Origin of the sequence: Photobacterium kishitanii (assembly GCF_000613045.3) — a bacterium.
Classification (GTDB): domain Bacteria; phylum Pseudomonadota; class Gammaproteobacteria; order Enterobacterales; family Vibrionaceae; genus Photobacterium; species Photobacterium kishitanii.
The window spans coordinates 1775048-1794146 of record NZ_LN794352.1 but is presented as its reverse complement, the minus strand read 5'-3'; the positions used below and the strand labels follow the sequence as shown (position 1 = coordinate 1794146).

The window sequence follows — 19099 nt, the reverse complement described above, 5'->3', positions numbered from 1 at the left end:
AAATTCGTAACACTAGGTATGATCATTGTCACAACGAAACCGTAAATTGGGTATTTAATCATGACAACATGGCGTACATCTGCAGATAAAAACTTTTGGCAAAAAACATGGCGATTAGCATTACCTGTTTCGATGCAGTCAATGCTGTTTGCATTATTGGGTTTAGTCGATGTACTTATGGTTTCTAAATTAGGTGAATCTTCAGTTGCGGCTGTAGGTATTGGCAACCGTATCTTCTTTTTTAATTTGCTGCTGGTGGTCGGTGTTAGTGGTGCCGTTGGGGTGCTCGCTGCTCAATATTTTGGCGCTGGTAGAATGGACGGTGTAAGACGAACCCTATTGCAATCTTGGGTGTGTGCAATTGTGTTTACATTGCCTTTTGCGATTATCTACCGTTTATTTCCACAGCAAATTGTTGGTGTGATTAGTGATCAAGCCGATTTTGTTCTCCATGCTAGAGATTACCTCTACGTTTGCGGTTGGAGCATTATTTTTACCGCTATTGTGGTGCCATTAGAAGCGGCATTGCGTGCAGTAGGTGAAGCCAAAATGCCAACCTATGTTGGTTTAGTGGCAGTGTTATTAAACGCGACGCTAAATGCATTATTGATTTTTGGTTTATATGGCTTTCCTGAAATGGGTGTAGCTGGCGCTGCGTTAGGGACGACGATTTCGCGTGGTATTCAAACAGTTATTTTATTAGTCGTGACCTATTATCGTCATCGAGAAATCTTGCCTCAAGCGATTGATATTAATACAGCTAAAACGCCACATGCACGTAAACGTTATTTTGCTATTGCATTACCAATGATCATTCATGATGCAGGTTGGGCAATGGGAGTCTTAGTTTATAGTGTTATCTTTGCTCAGTTGGGAGTGACTGAACTGGCTATTATCAGCTTGTTATCACCGATAGAGGGGGTTCTTATCTCTGCCTTCATTGGTTTTGCTGTTGCGGCATCGACTATTTTAGGCCATGAATTAGGTGCAGAAAATTACCAACGTGCTTGGCATCAATCATGGTTTTTTATCGCGCTTAGCGTTTCAATGGCATTTGTGTTGGGTATTGCGATTTGGTTAGCAAGTGACACTGTGAGTTTATGGTTGCAACGGGCTGATACGCCGAACTTAGCAATGTCGCTAAATGTGACCATGGTGCTGGCGTTGGGATTATTCTTAAAAGTGTTTAACATGGTAGGTATTGGTGGCGTATTACGCAGTGGTGGTGATATTAAATACAGCATTTTCATTGATTTATTTGGTCAATGGGGAATAGGTATTCCACTGGCTATTTTTACTGGTGTGTTTTTGGGTTGGCCTTTGCACTGGGTATTAATGGCTATTTTGGCAGAAGAAGTCGTTAAAGTTGGTTTAACAGCTTATCGTATTCGAGGTCGTAAGTGGCTAGCGAATTTGGTTAATGATCACGACCAAGTATTAGTATCGGTATAGTTATTAGTAAAAGTGTTGTTTATAAGCAAGATATAGCCCATTTGTATGCAAGCAAATGGGCTTTTTTTATGATGGATTATGGTGTTGTGGGTAATTGTCTTTTTAGCACACTGCAATGGCCTGATTTTGTGATAGAATTAACAAAAAATTTTGTAGTATATCTATACTCAACACATGCTTAAAACTTGCAGGTTGAGTTTTACTTAGTCATTGAAAAGTCAGGAATAACATTGAGTCAGTCTAATCAAACTCAACCAGACGTTTTGAATAATGAAAAAACGTTAAAAGCCGCGATTAAAGATTGCATGATGCGCGATCGTTTTCGGTTGCACAAACGTGTGCAAGGTGCGGCACGAATTAAAAATGAAAAAGCCAAGCACGCGGTATTTGATGAAATTGCGTTAGATATTGCTAAATCGATGCAAATGGTAGATTTACGCCGTCATCATCGTCCTAAAATTATTTACCCAGCTCAATTGCCGGTTAGCCAGAAAAAAGACGATATAGCAGAGGCGATTAAACATAATCAAGTGGTTATTGTTGCTGGTGAAACTGGCTCGGGTAAAACGACTCAGTTACCGAAGATCTGTCTAGAGCTTGGTCGTGGTACTCACGGTATGATTGGTCATACTCAGCCGCGCCGTCTTGCTGCGCGCTCTGTTGCCACCCGTATTGCTGAGGAAATGGAATGTGAACTTGGTTCGCATGTCGGTTATAAAGTACGCTTTAACGATCAAGTTTCTGAGCGTAGTCACGTTAAGCTAATGACTGACGGTATTTTGCTGGCTGAAATTCAGCATGATCGTTTTTTAAGTCAATATGACACCATCATTATCGATGAAGCGCACGAACGTAGCCTTAATATCGACTTTATCATGGGTTACTTACGCGAATTATTGCCGAAACGTCCAGATTTAAAAGTCATTATTACGTCGGCGACTATCGATCCTGAGCGTTTTTCAAAGCACTTTAATAATGCGCCTATTATTGAAGTATCTGGCCGTACTTTCCCTGTAGAAGTGCGTTACCGTCCTGTGGTTGAAGATGGTGATGATACTGATCGCGATCAGCTGGATGCTATTTTTGATGCGGTTGATGAGCTGTGCGATGAAGGCATGGGCGATATTCTGATCTTCATGAACGGTGAGCGTGAAATTCGTGATACCGCTGATGCATTGGAAAAACGTAACATACGTCATACTGAGATTTTACCTTTGTATGCACGTTTATCAGCTAATGAACAAAATAGAGTGTTCCAGTCACACTCTGGTCGTCGTATTGTGCTATCGACCAACGTGGCGGAAACGTCACTAACAGTACCAGGAATCAAGTACGTTATCGATCCAGGTACTGCGCGTATTAGTCGTTATAGTTACCGTACTAAAGTACAGCGTCTACCGATCGAAGCGATCTCACAAGCGAGTGCTAATCAGCGAATGGGTCGTTGTGGCCGTGTGCAAGAAGGTATCTGTATTCGTTTATATTCTGAGGATGATTTCTTATCACGCCCAGAATTTACCGACCCAGAAATTCTACGTACTAACTTAGCATCCGTTATTCTGCAAATGACAGCGATTGGCTTGGGCGATATTCAAGCCTTCCCATTTGTTGAAGCGCCCGATAATCGTAATATCCAAGATGGTATTCGTCTGCTAGAAGAACTAGGGGCAATTAACCCTAAGGCGACTGATCCACGTAAGCGTTTATCAAATCTTGGTCGTCAGTTAGCCCGTTTACCGATTGATCCACGTTTGGCTCGAATGGTTTTAGAAGCACCTAAAACAGGCTCATTGCGTGAAGTGATGATCATTGCCTGTGCGCTATCTATTCAAGATCCGCGTGAGCGTCCATCAGATAAGAAGCAACAATCAGATGAAAAGCATCGTCGTTTTTACGATAAAGATTCTGATTTTGTTACTTTTGTAAACTTATGGAATTATATTCAAGAGCAGCAGAAAGAATTATCCAATAATCATTTTCGCCGTTTATGTAAAAAAGAGTTCTTAAACTATTTACGTATCCGTGAGTGGCAGGATATTTATTACCAAGTTAATCAAGTAGTCAAAGAACTTGAGTTAAAAATGAATGGTAATGAAGCTAGCTATGACGGCATCCATATTGCTCTGCTTAGTGGTTTGCTATCGCATATCGGTATGAAAGATCAAGAGAAGAATGAATATCAAGGTGCGCGTAATGCTCGCTTTAATATCTTCCCAGGATCGGGCATTTTTAAGAAGCAACCCAAATGGGTTATGGTTGCAGAGCTGGTTGAAACCTCACGTTTATGGGGACGGATTGGTGCAAAAATCCAGCCAGAATGGGTTGAGCCATTAGCCGAACATTTGATCAAACGTAGCTACAGTGAGCCACATTGGGAGAAAAAATCAGCCGCAGTACATGCGTTTGAAAAAGTTACCCTTTATGGTATTCCTGTCGTAGGTAAGCGTAAGGTTAACTACGGTAATATTGATCCTGCATTATCACGCGAAATATTCATTCGTTCAGCATTGGTTGAAGGGGATTGGGATACTAAGCATAAGTTCTATCAGCAAAACCGTAAATTATTGCGCGAAGTAGAAGAACTTGAGCATAAATCTCGTCGTCGTGACATTTTGATTGATGATGATGAGCTATTTGAGTTCTATGATCAACGTATTGATTTACAAGTAACTTCTGGGCGCCATTTTGATAGTTGGTGGAAAAAAGCCTCAAAAGAAAATCCAGAATTGCTTAACTTTGAACGTGAAATGCTCTTCCGTGGTGATGCCAGTCATGTAACAGATCTCGATTATCCTAACTTCTGGCACCAAGGTAACTTAAAACTAAAGTTAAGTTATCAATTTGAGCCTGGTGAAGATAACGATGGTGTTACTGTTCATGTACCGCTAGCGATTTTAAACCAAGTTAAACCTGATGGTTTTGATTGGCAGATCCCTGGTTTACGTCATGAACTTGTGGTTGCATTAATTAAATCATTGCCTAAGACGTTACGACGTAACTTTGTTCCAGCGCCTAACTATGCTGATGCTTTCCTTGCGCGTGTAAAGCCAATGGAAATGCCATTATTAGATGCGCTTGAGAAAGAACTTAAACGTATGACGGGTGTGACCTTAGTTCGCGAAGATTGGAAATTAGAGCAAATTCCTGATCACCTTAAAATTACCTATCGTGCTGTTGATCATCACAATCGTAAGTTACGTGAAAGCAAAGATATTTACGGCTTAAAAGATAACCTAAAAGAAAAAGTTCAAGAAACATTATCACAAGTAGCTGATGATGATATTGAACAAGAGGGTTTGAAAACGTGGAGTTTTGGTGCGTTACCTGAGCGTTATCAGCAAAAACGTGGTGGCTTTGAAGTTAAAGCTTTCCCTGCGCTAACGGATAATAAAGATTCAGTCGGTATCAAACTATTTGAAACCGAAGAAGAGCAGCATAACGCAATGCAAGCCGGTCAACGTCGTTTGATTTTATTAAACGTACCGTCACCGATTAAATACTTGCACTCAAACTTGCCAAACAAATCAAAGTTAGGCTTGTACTTTAACCCGTATGGTCGTGTGCTAGATCTTATTGATGACTGCATTGCGTGTGGTATCGATAAGCTGATTGAACAAAAAGGCGGTTTAGCTTGGCAGCCTGAAACGTTTGAAGCGCTGAAAGAGTACGTACGTGCTGAACTCGGTGATACGGTAGTTGAAATTGCTAAGCAAGTAGAAGAAATTCTAACAACGGCATTTAATATCAGTAAACGCTTGAAAGGACGCATTGATTTACGCATGGCGTTTGCAATGTCTGATATTAAAGCACAAATAGAAAGTTTAATATTTAAAGGCTTTGCAACTGAGTGTGGTTGGAAGCGTTTACCCGATATTTTACGTTATATGCGTGCAATTGAACGCCGTATGGAAAAACTACCGATTGATCCAAATAAAGATCGAGTACATGTTTTAAAAATTGAATCAGTAGTTAATGATTATAAAGAGTTATTGAATAAGATCCCGAAAGGGCAGCCTGTACCAGATAAAGTAAAAGAGATCCGTTGGATGTTAGAAGAACTCCGCGTTAGTTTCTTTGCTCAACAGTTAGGCACACCTTATCCAATTTCTGATAAACGTGTTCGTAATGCGATTAATGAGTGCTAGTTATTTAGTTAACGCATAATCAAAATAGTATAAATAAAAAGGCCGATGCGATAACCGCAGCGGCCTTTTTTTCAGGGGGAATATCTACAGCTAGTGTGTTTGCGTTGCTGTTTTAGTCTCTGTCAGAGGCTGTTTCTTAGCGGCTTTTTTCTCGAAACGAGAGATCCACAAGTAAGCGAGCCCTGCAAATACAGCTGTCATAAAGACATTAATAAAGAAAGCCTTAACAAGGTTTACACCTGGAGGGAATGCCGATGCCGTCATACTCACCATAAAGATAACAATCAGTACCGACACCATACCCATGCCAAACATACGTGATCCCATACGGAAATCGCGTGGAGTATCATCATGCTTTAAACGGAATACAAAGTAAGCGACCATGATAAAGATAGGTGGCAACATTGCAGTACCTGCGGTTAAGTTAATCGCTGTACTCATCATTTCTTGTACTGATTCAGAACCAAAGCCGTTCGCAATAAGCATGACTAATACAAAACCAAACTGCCACCATGCTGCGCGTACTGGTACACCATGCTTATTTAGCTGAGTAGTTTTTTCACCGTAAACACCTTTTGGAATTTCAGAGAAGTGAATTTTAACCGGTGCTGCAGTCCACATCATCATCGCACCAAACATTGCAATAAATAGTACGATACCAACAAAACGTCCGACTAATGCTGCTGAAAGGCCAAAGTAATGTGCCATGCCAGTAAAGATCTCAACCATACCACCAGAGTAAGTTAGATCGCCACGTGCTACAAATACGTTAACCAGTAGTGAGCCAATAGCGTACATGCTACCAATTATCACGCCTGCTGCGATAATTACTTTAATGAATGATTTCTGACCACCTTTAACATCGTTCAAATAAGCAGCTGCCGTTTCTGCACCACCAGCGGCTTGGAAAATCCAACACATAATACCCAATGTTGCCCAATTAATGGTTGGGGTCATTGCTTCAAGAGTAATAGGTTCTGCTGGTGGAGTATCGCCACTTAGCGCCATCAATGCACCAATAACGTAAATAGCAAACAGTGCAAATACACCATAGGCAACAATTTCAGAAATTTTACCTAGCCAAGATGCACCTTTGGTTGAAATATGCGTGGCAGCGGCAAAAAGAACAATTGAAATCATTGAGGTTACCATTGGCGAGAACGCATATTCATAACCCAGCATAGCATAGGATGCGTAGGCAATAACGTTAGGTAACAATGAGATAAACCAAAATAAATTTACAAACCAGTATAAGAATGACCCCATGTAAGCGGCTTTCGTTCCTAGAGGTTGTTTGATCCAGTCATACATACCTGATTCAGAGTTTTTATTCGCAGAAACAAATTCAGCAATAATGAAAACAAAAGGAATGAAATAAACTAGCGTGGCAAAGAGAAAAATGGGGGCTGAACTTAACCCTAATTCGATGTTGTTATTAACAATATTTCGGACATTGAATACTGCTGCAAATGTCATAGACAGTAGAGCAAATTTTCCAATCGTACCGCGCATAGATTCAGACATAATGTCCTCCGTTGAATCAACTTTATGATAATTCAGGTGAGAATTATCTAAAGATGCGAGAAAGAAACCACTAAACCAATAACATTAAAACTATCAATTTAGTTAACATGAAATGGATTTTAGTAAAACTTTTACTAAAATATAGGAGTGAAAACGTTTTCCTTTAACTAGGTCACAGTTTGTTGTTCATTGTGTGTCGACGATGTGATTCAGTTAAAAGTTGTTATCAGATCAGTAACAACAAAGAAAAATGTAGAAAAAATAAGGCTTAAATACAGAAAGAATAAAATAACCCTGATATATCAATTGATTATATTTCGTTGGCGAGAACTGCTGAATAGAGTTACATATTGTTGGTTAAAAGAGGGAAGATTAATACGAAAAGACATTAGGTTATTGAGATCAGATGTGCGACAACCTCTCATTTTTAAAGTTACATATAATTTATACGTTGAAAAAAATGCTATTAGGTTGATAAAATATCAAAAATATCAATGACTTTGGTTTAATGTATTTGTTTTTAAAATCTTATTCCAAATACTATTACGTGTAAGGGATTACGGGATTTTGAATAAAAGTAATATGTCTATTAAGCAATGTGGAGTAAATGACAGAAAACAGAATAATAGAATTATTTTAAATGTTTGCTGTCTTCTTCTATCTATATTCATGATGGGATGTCAATCAACAACTCGACCTGATTGGTATAGCAATATTGCAGGTAATGATATTGATTATATTTATGCGGTTGGAGATGGTCGAAGTTTATCTAGTGCAAAAAAATCTGCTCTAAGTCAAATTAATGAGCAGTTATGGACACAAGTAAGTTCATCATCAGCATATATTGAGCAATTTAAACAAGTCAATGATAACCAATTTAGTCATCAATCTGTAGATAATAGAATTAATACTCAATCAGCAGAAATGATATTTACAGGTATTGAGTTTCTCCAAATAGCACAAGATGATGCTGGTTTTTTTGTTCAGGCTCGTATTAAACGCGAGAATATAAAAAAACAACTTAAAGCCGATCTTGCTGCAATTGAAGTTAGAGCCAAAATGATCCTTCAGCAAAAAGCTCATCAAGATTTGCTTATTTGGTGGTTAGCTAATAGAACAGCAGTTCATTTATTTCGGCAGTATCAGGTGAAGGTAGGGGTTTTATCGGCATTAGATGTTACACCTGTGAATAAGATGACTTATTTACCTCAATTAGCGACTGAAATTGAAAAAGCAAGATCATCGTTATTAATTAGAATTGTTTCTGATCATCGTGATCGAATAAGCATTGGTATTTTACAAAAGCAATTGGCTTTAGAAGGTATTGCGACAATAGAGCAAACTAAGCCACAAATAACGCATACGATAATCATGAAATCTAATTATCGTCAGTCTATTGTTGGCGATGCATTTATTACTACAAAATTTACAGATCTAATAACGAATAATAAAAATGGCAAAACGTTATCAAAAAATGAAATTATTTCTAATGCTAATTCTTTAACGAATTATAAGGTTTCTAAAGATGGGGCAGAGCGCCATTTTTCTGAGCGTATGGTAGAAATGGGAATTTGGCAATCATTAGGGTTTTCTAATATCTAGTACACATGGAGTATAACGGTGTTTTTTAAAAAAGGACTGATAGCAGTCGCATTACTTTCGACAATTTCAGGATGTTCTTCGATGGATCCTGATCGCTTATGTTTGCCGTCAGAAAGAATTGAAATGAATAATGCGGAGGTACCTATTGTACCGAATAAGGATAGGAAAATTATTGTATTGCCAGTTGATATTCCTTTTCCCGAGTCTGCAGCTTATTCGTTAAAGGCTGTAATTCTCAATGAGTTAGAAGCGACTATTACAGGAATTGGTGGTCATGTCGTTGATAGAAAATTGGCCAGCAAATTAAAAAATGAAATTAAATTAGCGGAGCAAAGTGGTCGCTATAATACTAATGGCGTGCCGATTGCCGATATTGCTGTAATAACAGAAGTAACAGCAAGTAATCTGAGTTATTCATTTGAGAAAGAAAGGAAAAGAAAAACAAAAGATGGAGAAACAAAATATTATCCATCAAAATGTGAATTTGATGTTGATGTAAAAGCTATCACAAAAGTTATTTCTTTACCTGATATGTCGTTATTAGAACGTATTGAATTTTCTGGATCTGATTCAAGTTCAACAGAAACACGGGATTCGGATTGTCCTATTTCTCAAGCTAAATATGTTGGCATGGCTAATGAAGCTGCGACTAATGCAATAAAGCATAGTTTCGATTTACAAAAGATGCTTGCGCCTATTGCACCAGTTATTGAGCTTCGTCAGTGTAGCGCTGGCAGTATGGTAAAAATCGGTATGGGAAGTAATAGGAAAATACGACCTGGTTCAGATATTATCTTTTCTCAAATTTATAAAAATGAATTAGGTGAAATTGAAACATATACGATAGGAGAGGGAAATGTAGTCGATATTGAGAATGATGGCATTAAACCAACATTTTCATGGGTAGCGATTGAAGAGGATCTTTCTTTAAAATTACGTCGTGGTGATGCAGCTAAAATTGTACCAGGATGTAGTCCACTTATGGATAGTAATTGTACAGTAGGGATGTGGTTAGATTTATGATTAATAAAACAATATTATCAATATTTATCGTCGGTGTATTAAGTTCATGTGCAAGTACTTCTACCATTGTTGAGAATCAAAATTTTTCGACTTGTACTTATCCTGATGCTCCAAAAGATAAAGCTCCAGCATGGATTTGCGATGTCATGCCATCAGATATATCTACAGCAGCCATGGGTTATGCTAAAAAAAATGCTGCTGGGTTATCTGTAATGCGTAAGGTCGCCATGAATGATGCGCGTGTTATGTTGGCATCACAGTTTGAAATTGACGTTAATAATATGTTCAAACAAGCGATGTCTGCTACAACAGAAACCGCGAACAATAATGGTATCGACAGTGTTAATGAAGCTGTATTTGAATCATTTGAAAATGCGACTAAAACTGTAGTTTCAAGATCACTGATTAATAGCAAAGTGCTAATGAGTCAGATGAGCCCTACTGGTGGTTTATATGTATTAGTTGGGATGAATGAACAAGCTTATAAAACGAACGTAAATTCAGTTGTGGCTGCAGTAGGTCAAGATTCAAAATTGTGGAAAAAATTCAACAATGAGAAAGCAGCTGAAAATTTAACTAAAGTATTAGATTCTCTAAAACAGATTTAGTTTCTCGTAAGTAATGTGTTATGAAATATAAGGTTATCTTTGAGATAACCTTTTTCTATGTGATTAGGATAATAAACATGGAATTGATAAACCGAAATATTATAACTATTGCGATTACTTCAATGCTAATGAGTAATACTGTTAGTGCGAAAGATCTCTTCGTTGAATTAGAATCAGAAAAAAAATATGTTAATTCGCTATCTAAAGAAAAAGTGGCAGAGTTTCATTTATGGTTAAATAATTATCTTGATGGCTATGAACAATGGCGTGACGCTTACATTAATGATCTAGATATTTATCGTTCTGCATTAATTGAACAGTGGGGGCGTGGAGATGTTTCAGATAAGAATAAATATGTAGAGTACAGTGATGATAATCAAGTAAAAAAGGTCATTGATTACGATAATAATACAGTAACTATTTCTGTACTTACAGATGAAATTATAAATGAAAAAAAAATAGCTCAATTAGTACCACAAAAAATACATATTGATGGTATTAATGTTAATTTATCTCAAGCAGATAAGCGTATTGAAACTGTTAATTATTCATTTGAAAATGAGAGAAAAGAAAAACGTTTCGTTATCGATCAAATAGAATCTCAAATGCAGCAATTAGATATACAAGCGGAACGATTAATTTTAGCTGAAACGGGTATTCCGCCATCATTTATTTATCAGAGGAGTCATGATAAAAAAGAAAAGTTATTACAATCGGGTAAAAAACGTTTATTAACAATAGTTGATTTATATGAAAAAAAGAGAACTGAATTAGGTATTGAAAGAGTAGAGAATAAACCTAAGTTAACAACATCTGAAACAAATAATAAAAGTGTTATTACTAGTCAATCAAAAATGAAGATAGAGATATTAGATTCTACATTTAAAAAAGAGTTTAATATTTTAGCGAAAGAAAAAAGTAATGATAAAGAGAGTGTAATAAAACCAAAGAAGATTGTTAGTTATAATCTATTATTACCGGCTAATAGTTTACAAAAAAGAGCTGCTCAATATCAGGCTATTGTTGATAAAGAAAGCAAACGTTGGTTGATAGATAGTGCCCTTATTATGGCAATTATACACAGTGAATCATCATTTAAATCTAATGCTAAATCATATATTCCTGCTTATGGATTAATGCAAGTAGTACCAACAAGTGCTGGTCATGATGTTAATAAATATATTCACAAAATCGATGCACCAATGGAAGTTAGTGATTTATATGTGCCGTTAGTTAATGTGGAAACAGGTTCTGCATATCTTAATATTTTAAATAATCGTTATTTAAAAGCTATAACAAATGAACAAAGTAGAATGTATTGTATGATTGCAGCGTATAACACTGGGGCTGGTAATGTAGCTAGAGCCTTTAATAAAGATCGTTCTACTAATATAAATAAAGCTGCCATTGTTATTAATTCAATGAGCTCTCAACAAGTTTATGATCATTTACTAAAAAATCTTCCTTATGATGAAACTAAAAATTACTTAAAAAAAGTTAATAATAGAATTACATTATATAAATAGAAAAATATTAAGGACGTTAATAATGGTCATATTTAACGATGTAAAAAATAAGAAAGAAGTAATAGATAAACTGATTAATGACGATAATTCACAGAATAAAATAAAACATAAATGGGCTAAAATAATTGCGTTTTTTTCGATTGTTGCTATTGCTTTTGGTGGGTTAAATGACACGATTGATGCTGTAGATAAAATATATAACATTACATTGTCACAATTTACGGATATACCATCACATAATAAATTGAGTAAGATTTATGTGAGAGCGTCTGAGGAATTATTAGATGATACTTTTGGAGCGCCATCATATATTAAAAAAACGACATCTGGCGACTTTATCAAATATTATAAAGATAAGAGATTTATATTGTCATCAGTGACTCGAGATGGTGCTATTGTTGCTTTTTTAGTTTTTCCTAAGAACAACTTTATTCCAAATACTTCTGAGCATGCAGGTGGCGATAATTTATTATTTACTCCATTTTCATCAAAAGAATCAGTAACGGATATTCGAGTGAATGCTTCACGCTCTGTTAGTTATTATATAGAAGAAAATCCAGTGGGAGAGTTTAGTAATCTTTATTCATCTATTGCAGGCTATAGTGAGTTTTTAATGCCACTTGATCAAGAAAAACAAAAACTATTCTATCGCTTATCTGAAGCGCTTGTTATTGGCGATAATGCCTCAGAATTAGTTGTGAACTTACGGAATAAAGTCATTCCTAATTTTTATGGGTATAGTATTGAAGGGCTTAATGATCTCGAATCAGCGATATTAACATTGACAGAATATCGACTGATGATGAAATAAGTAAAACCAGCCATCTTATCTAAGATGGCTGGTTTATTAAATTAACGTTCCCAGTATGCTTCTTCAAGGCAATCTTCGCGTTCTGGTAAACCATGAGAAAGGCGAGGGGCATGTTGAATTAGCACTTCGTAACTTACACGGTTTGAGTATTGGCAAATTTGAGAAAATGAAGAGTATGACAAAAACTGTGCAGTATGCTTAGCAGAGTTTGGTACATTGATTTTATGGAAACGGTTAGCAGACATGTCATGTAGTAGTGCTGACAATGCAGCATCACCGGCTCCGTTGGTATTTTTAATCTCGACTGGGCCACCAAGATAAGGTGCAATATGAGAGTAAACACGAATAGGGTTTTCACAATCAGCTTTTGCCATTGGACGACTAAATTCATATTTATTAAATTCAGCGATACGACCAGGCAATAATGGCAGCGTTGATTCACGCTTTAACTCATCATCAGTGTAACCTGCCATGTAAAGTCCGGCAGGACCCGCTGTACATAATACCATGTCAACCCATTCTAGCGCTTTATCTGCGGCCATCAGTGGATCTGTTTCGCCTGTAAGTGCTTCGGCTTCTTCTTCGTTCATTGCAATACAAGTTACGTGTTCTTTGATGAATTCAATCCACCATTCACGTTTGTCTTCAATAACGTATTTTGTACCAAGAGTAAGTACAACTGGTACATTATTCTTTTTAGCAAACTCAATCGCTTTAAGCGCAGCATCCTTCATTGGATCTGTGGGTTTACCGCGAACTAAATAAGATGAAAGTACTAACGCAGAAGCTTGTTTAAACGCACATTCAGGAATGCTATCAGGACTAAGTTGGTTCATTTGACCTTCGTTGATCGCAAAGGTACGTTCACCATCTTTGGTGATCAACGTATAGCAACGACCAATAGGTCCACAAACGGGTTGGAGATAATCAAGATCAATACGACTAGAAGTATTGCAAAGGTAACGGTAAGCATAAGATCCAATTTGAAGATCTTTGCTCATTACCCCAAGCAAAATGGACTTATCATCAGCTAAAACTGAGTAGTTATGTAACGTATTACCAATCGTATCGCCAGGGTATTCATGGCTGATCAATTTACGTTCTTTTAATTCTTGATACAGTAGTTCAGCTTTATCTTCATCAAGAACTAAAGAGTGGCCTTTACTTAGAGCATGTCTGGCTAAGAAGTCATCGTCGACGCGCGCTTCAATATCAACAATCGTTTGACCTACGCCAACAAGATGTGATTTAGCTAACGGGTTTTCTTGTTGAATTTGAACAACCAATGGATCGCGAGCATTGACAGGGAAGTAATGCTTTGACTTACGTTGACCAGGAAATTTCATGTCTAAAGGCTATAGAAATAAGGGATTTTGATTCATTCTATCATGAAAATGAGAGATAAATCCCATTTCTTTAGTGTTCTTACCTTGAAATTGATTCTTTTGCCGCTTTTTTAAACGACTTGTTCAAAAAGCTATGGTTAGATGCTAATAACGCAAGTTTGATGGTGCTTTTATTGTTCAATTCGTATTTTTAATTATAAATTAAGGATGTATATTTATTGCTATAACTGGTTGTTAGAAGAGCTATTTATAAAAAAAGCCGCAAAAGCGACTTTTTTTATTCGGAAACAATAAATTTAGTTTAAGCGTTTTAGTTCTTGTTGAGCACTTGTACCACCAACAGGTCGATTTACTGAAATAGAACGGCCTTTTTTCATGCCTTTTTCGTAATCATCTGTTAATGCTTTCATTGCTTCTTGAAGTTGTTTCTTGAACGTTTCTCTGTCTAAATTTTCAAACTGCTTATCGATGTAGTTTGCCATGCGTTGGTCATGGTCATCATCGGTATTTAACACTGGCAGTTTTTCTAGTGCGCCTTCAATCCAACCAGCAAGAAATGAGGACACGCGACGGGTTACTTCTTGGGTGCTAGTTCCTGTTCCTGCAAAGCTATTACGGAATTGACCTGTTTGTTGGTTCATTTCACGGTAAACAATATCAAATGCAAATGCTGCGAAAATCGCACGCTCTGCTGCTCCGATAAACTCAGCTTGCTTTAATCCTTTGTAATTAGTGAGAACGCACTCAACCCCAAAGCGACGATTAATACCGCGAATAATTTTCAGAATTTGTGAGCTAATATCTGTCGGTAATAATGTTTTTGACTTTGTTTTGCCCATCTTAATGAATTCAATATCGTCTTTTTCTAGACCATATTTAAGCATGAGGCGGTGAGCCATACGAATGGCTTGGGCTGCTTCGTTTACATTTGCTGAATTACCCAACTCAAGGCATTTTGCAATTTTCTTGAGGGCCTTTCGCTTCTGTTCTGACATTAAACATACTCATGACTAAAAGAGGGCACATATTTTACCGCTTTATAGCCTCATACTACAAGTATGTAATTGTGATAACTGTGCTAATTGATATTAATTGCGATAGGAGATTGATATTTAGTCATAAATAACCAAATTAAAGTATAAAAATGTGTTGTTTAAGAGACATGTTTTGTAAAAAATCTATCATTTAGTCGCATCATTGGATAAGACACTGACCGATCGTTCGTCATCTCAAAGTTGAGGTACGAAAATATTCAGGATCGCTCACAGTGAACAGTGTTCCTAATTGAATATAATAAATACAAACGAGAAAGGGCAACATAGTCTGCATATCAACCGTAAGTTGCAGCGAGGTAACTTATGGTAAAGAGCATAATAAATCTAATTATCTTACTTGTTGATTTAGATAAAAGATAATTTAATAGGAATTAGTGTTTATCTATAAAATAATAATATTAATTTTATTTAATATGTATTTATTACTACGAATAAATGTTTTCAGTTAATTAATTTATTGGAGAGAGTATTTATAATAATTGCTTTAATCGTTAAGTATATATTCAGCGGTAACACAAAAACGCTTTTGTTTATTAATATTCTATCAATTACTGACGCGGAATTGACGCCATCTTAACTTTACGTCATTTAAAAACACAAATTAAAGAGTAGCCTATTGGTATTAGGAATGAATTATGTGTAATTAATTTATGACGATAATATGCTTATATGTGTTTTGGTTTATAGTTATTGTTTATTTTATATTATACGTGTAAATGCTATCAACAGTATATTTGTCACATTTCTTCTTATATAAAATCAGATGTAAATATTTAAAGTAAAGGATTAGTAAAATGTCAATGATTTCAAAAATACCACTTAAGTTTTGTGTACCGTTATTAGCACTTGCATCTTGTGCTGTTCACGCAGATGAAACTAACCCCCAGCAATTTGTTTTTGGTAATTATGGTACATATTTAAAAAAACCTGTATTTAATTATGGGCCGACTGAATTTAAGACACATGCTGCGAATCAATACACAGTGGGTGCTGGTGCTATATTGAAGCAACATCATAGGGTTAAGTTCGGCTATACTTTTGGTGAGTTTAAAGCTGGTGAGCCTTCACAATACGCTCATACCAATATGTTATTTACACAGTATGATTATTTACTTCCGATAGCACGTAATATAAATCTTACAGCTGGTGCAATGGCGGGATATCAATTTGCTGCCCATAAAGTTGATAAAATAATGATAAATGGCCCTGTAATCGGAGCCCAAATTGGTGCGGAATATAGATATCAGCAAATAGGATTTGAACTTGGTTACCATTATAACGTCCATCTTAAAGATCATAAATATGAAGATGGTATTAAAACCACCCAAAAAGATGATCAAACTGTCACAATGGGAATAAACTATTATTTCCAATAACAGACTATCGTTAGTATTTTCATATTATTAATAAAGGTACATTGTTTTTATATAGGCTACTATTGTTTTAGTAGCCTATGTAAACCGTTTAAACATAAGGGACTGAAATAATAACTAAAATATTTGACTCTTCATCGTTTCTATATAAGTTGGAAGTGAGACTTACAAGTAAATGAGGCAGTATGAAAAAGGAAATCTATCTTAATAGTATTTATAGTGGCAATGTTGAGTATTGTTACGGACTGAAAACGGCGATAAATAAGTATTTAGTTGAGGGGCGGTTATATCTTTCGTTTGAAGGACTAGAAGGTGATGAATGTGCAGATTTACGTCATCATGGTGGGTGTGAGCGTGCGTTACATCAATATCCTTCAGAGCATTATGCTTATTGGCAACAAAAATATAGTTCAATTATGGATTGGGTCGTTCCTGGAATGGGAGAAAACTTAAGCTCTAACGGTATGACAGAGGAAACAGTTTGCTTAGGAGACCGTTATCAATGGGGAGAAGCCGTTATTGAAGTAAGTCAACCTCGCTCACCATGCTTTAAATTAAATAAACGGTGGGGTATCGATAACTTTTCTGCTGATATGCAGCAGGTAAGTCGTTGTGGTTGGTTTTATCGTGTTATTCAAGCTGGAATGGTGAGTGTCGATGAGCCTCTGATATTAATTGCTCAGGAGCCTAATGCGATGACGTTACGTGAAGTTTGCGATATTTTCTTTGGTGATCCGTTAAATCAGAATAAACTTTTGATGTTAAAACAACAATGTAAATTGTCAGAAAGCTGGAAATGTAAGGTAATAGCTCGCCTTGAGAGTCAGGAAGTGGAGCGTTGGGATTTTCGGTTATTAGGTCATGAGGAAACTTTATAACGTCAAGAGTTTTAGGGTAGCCATTATTAAAAATAACGGCCCTAAATTTTACTTTATTACCAATAACGATCTACATTTTTTATGGCAGTTTATTAGTTGTAGGTTCACTTGGTATTACAGTGTTGTTACACAAATATGCATTAGCAAACATGGTAACCGAGCTTGAGAAATCAAGTGATTGGTAGAGATAGATCGTATCACCACCTAATTGAGCTGCTTTACTACGCATTTGGTTTAATGTACCCCAAACCATATCTTTATCAGCATGGAACCAGTAATCATAAAAATGGCCTTCAGAGCCATATACGATACCTAAACGTTGACAATTTTCTATTGCTTTTACATCATCCCAAATCACATCGACTTGATTAGACTCAGGAGTTGGAAAAGTAACACAGCCGCTTAATAGCAATGTTGAGGCTAACATTGAGCTAACCAGAATGTTTTTCATGTAAAGTTCACGAACAAAATAAATGTCGCGCGAGTGTATGTAAAATACCGCCACTAGCAAGCAAATAAAACCAAGATTCCGACGGATATAACATTAATATTATTGTGAATTGATGTTATGTGCCAATGAGCTACATTAAAGATTCTCAATTTTGGTAACCAAGCAATATTAGCTCAGATGAGATTGCATTGTTTCAACGATTCTTAGATAAAATGGTCAATAATCTTCGTGACAAATAATCATCTTGTTGTTGAACGCTAGTCTTTGCATAATACTCAACGTACTTTCAATCATAAATAGCAGATAAATGATTTCTTCATACCATAATATTGATGTGCCTTTTGACTATCGTCATACCTGTTGGTTCTGTGGTGAGCCGTATTTTGACAGTCATGCATTTATGGCTGTTCCAAATTATGATAATCAAACGTTGCCGATTATGCTGCCGTGTTGTCAGGAGTGTTTTTCTTTTGCCAATGCCATAAAAGTAAGCAGTTTAGATTTGCTACGTGACAAAGTAAAACAACAACTGCATAAGAAATACCATAAGCATTTACAAATTGGTGTTAACTGGACCAAAGAGGAACTCGAGTCTTCTGAAATGGATGGTAAAGCATTAGAAGGATTTCGTATGAGCGGCTGGAAAATGTTTGAGATAGCCAAAGAGCGAGTCAATTATGCTGGCTGGCCAATTAATATTGATGGGCTACCTTGCTATGATGTGACGACGACATACCAGTTTGAATATGATGGTATTATTTATACCAGTTTAAATCATGCAGTAACTCAGTTAGCAGCTTTATATGCCATTCCACAGCCTTATCTTGAGCAGGTGATTGAACTAGTCGGGCGCGATAAAATGACTTATGCCTTACGCTTTTGTAAAACGACTTATGGTTATTCGCCTGCAGAGCGAGAGTCGAGCCTTGCTAGCTTACGCGCATTATTGGCAGAAGAGCAAGCTAATGCACAACCATCACGACGATTGATGCAAGAACAGCGTAAGGTTGCACTTACCGATATTAAACAATTGATGTTGTACCGTACTATTATTTCACCGTATGCAATTCAGTGGGCATTAGAGCGTGGTATTCAAACATTGGTAGAGTTAGCTGATCATGAAGAGGTGTTTTTTGAACATTTTGGTAAAGATTCAGAGCTCACTGCGTTTACTTATTTTAATGGTTTACAAATTTATTTTGAAAAACGCGAATTAGATCCATTATGGGCAGATAATGACGATCCAAATAGGGCGTTATTTAAGTAAGGCCGTTAAATAAAGAGGCCCGTTGATAAGTTTTTCTC

14 protein-coding genes are annotated in these 19099 nt (G+C 36.5%); 10 read left to right on the top strand and 4 right to left on the bottom strand.

What is annotated here, in order from left to right; all coding sequences use genetic code 11:
• The first annotated feature begins 60 nt into the window (after nt 1-60).
• Nucleotides 61-1452, top strand: coding sequence for an MATE family efflux transporter (locus PPBDW_RS08455; protein WP_036794779.1), 1392 nt, complete (start codon nt 61-63; stop codon nt 1450-1452).
• Between the two features lie 263 nt (nt 1453-1715).
• Nucleotides 1716-5597, top strand: coding sequence for an ATP-dependent RNA helicase HrpA (hrpA, locus tag PPBDW_RS08450; RefSeq protein WP_412457828.1), 3882 nt, complete (start codon nt 1716-1718; stop codon nt 5595-5597).
• A gap of 90 nt (nt 5598-5687) precedes the next feature.
• On the opposite strand, the gene PPBDW_RS08445 is transcribed toward hrpA, so the two are convergent.
• Complete coding sequence (locus PPBDW_RS08445) at nt 5688-7121, bottom strand: amino acid permease (protein ID WP_036794777.1); 1434 nt, start codon at nt 7119-7121, stop codon at nt 5688-5690.
• Between the two features lie 567 nt (nt 7122-7688).
• Here PPBDW_RS08445 and PPBDW_RS08440 point away from each other — a divergent pair.
• The 5 genes from PPBDW_RS08440 to PPBDW_RS08420 all read left to right on the top strand — a co-directional run bounded on the left by PPBDW_RS08440 (nt 7689) and on the right by PPBDW_RS08420 (nt 12691).
• Nucleotides 7689-8723 (top strand): LPP20 family lipoprotein, encoded by a 1035-nt coding sequence (locus PPBDW_RS08440; protein WP_156312887.1) that lies wholly within the window; start codon nt 7689-7691, stop codon nt 8721-8723.
• 81 nt (nt 8724-8804) lie between these two features.
• Nucleotides 8805-9746 carry a hypothetical protein gene (locus tag PPBDW_RS08435; protein WP_054262030.1) on the top strand — a complete coding sequence of 314 codons (942 nt, stop codon included), beginning with the start codon at nt 8805-8807 and terminating at the stop codon, nt 9744-9746.
• On the top strand, nt 9746-10354 hold the full coding sequence (locus PPBDW_RS08430; RefSeq protein ID WP_181950650.1) for an LPP20 family lipoprotein: 609 nt from the start codon (nt 9746-9748) through the stop codon (nt 10352-10354). Before PPBDW_RS08435 ends, PPBDW_RS08430 begins: the two co-directional genes overlap by 1 nt.
• A 77-nt stretch (nt 10355-10431) precedes the next feature.
• Entirely contained in the window at nt 10432-11880 is a 1449-nt protein-coding gene (locus PPBDW_RS08425; protein ID WP_181950643.1) for a transglycosylase SLT domain-containing protein, read from the top strand.
• Nucleotides 11881-11902: 22 nt separating this feature from the next.
• Entirely contained in the window at nt 11903-12691 is a 789-nt protein-coding gene (locus tag PPBDW_RS08420; protein WP_107225652.1) for an ETEC_3214 domain-containing protein, read from the top strand.
• Between the two features lie 41 nt (nt 12692-12732).
• Here PPBDW_RS08420 and PPBDW_RS08415 read toward each other — a convergent pair whose 3' ends face one another.
• Nucleotides 12733-14037, bottom strand: a complete 1305-nt coding sequence (locus PPBDW_RS08415; protein ID WP_036794766.1) for an inosine/guanosine kinase — start codon at nt 14035-14037, stop codon at nt 12733-12735.
• Nucleotides 14038-14333: 296 nt separating this feature from the next.
• Nucleotides 14334-15032: a DUF2786 domain-containing protein gene (locus PPBDW_RS08410; protein WP_036794764.1), complete on the bottom strand. Its 699-nt coding sequence runs from the start codon at nt 15030-15032 to the stop codon at nt 14334-14336.
• Between the two features lie 854 nt (nt 15033-15886).
• Between PPBDW_RS08410 and PPBDW_RS08405 the strand changes: the two genes are divergently transcribed.
• Nucleotides 15887-16468 carry a hypothetical protein gene (locus tag PPBDW_RS08405; RefSeq protein WP_052671572.1) on the top strand — a complete coding sequence of 194 codons (582 nt, stop codon included), beginning with the start codon at nt 15887-15889 and terminating at the stop codon, nt 16466-16468.
• Nucleotides 16469-16650: 182 nt separating this feature from the next.
• Nucleotides 16651-17343, top strand: a complete 693-nt coding sequence (locus PPBDW_RS08400; RefSeq protein ID WP_036794762.1) for an MOSC domain-containing protein — start codon at nt 16651-16653, stop codon at nt 17341-17343.
• A 79-nt stretch (nt 17344-17422) separates the two neighbouring features.
• Here the strand turns inward: PPBDW_RS08400 and PPBDW_RS08395 are convergent, their stop codons facing one another.
• Nucleotides 17423-17794 carry a DUF4156 domain-containing protein gene (locus PPBDW_RS08395; protein WP_054262029.1) on the bottom strand — a complete coding sequence of 124 codons (372 nt, stop codon included), beginning with the start codon at nt 17792-17794 and terminating at the stop codon, nt 17423-17425.
• Nucleotides 17795-18101: 307 nt separating this feature from the next.
• Between PPBDW_RS08395 and PPBDW_RS08390 the strand changes: the two genes are divergently transcribed.
• Nucleotides 18102-19061, top strand: a complete 960-nt coding sequence (locus tag PPBDW_RS08390; protein ID WP_036794761.1) for a hypothetical protein — start codon at nt 18102-18104, stop codon at nt 19059-19061.
• The last annotated feature ends 38 nt before the right edge of the window (nt 19062-19099 follow it).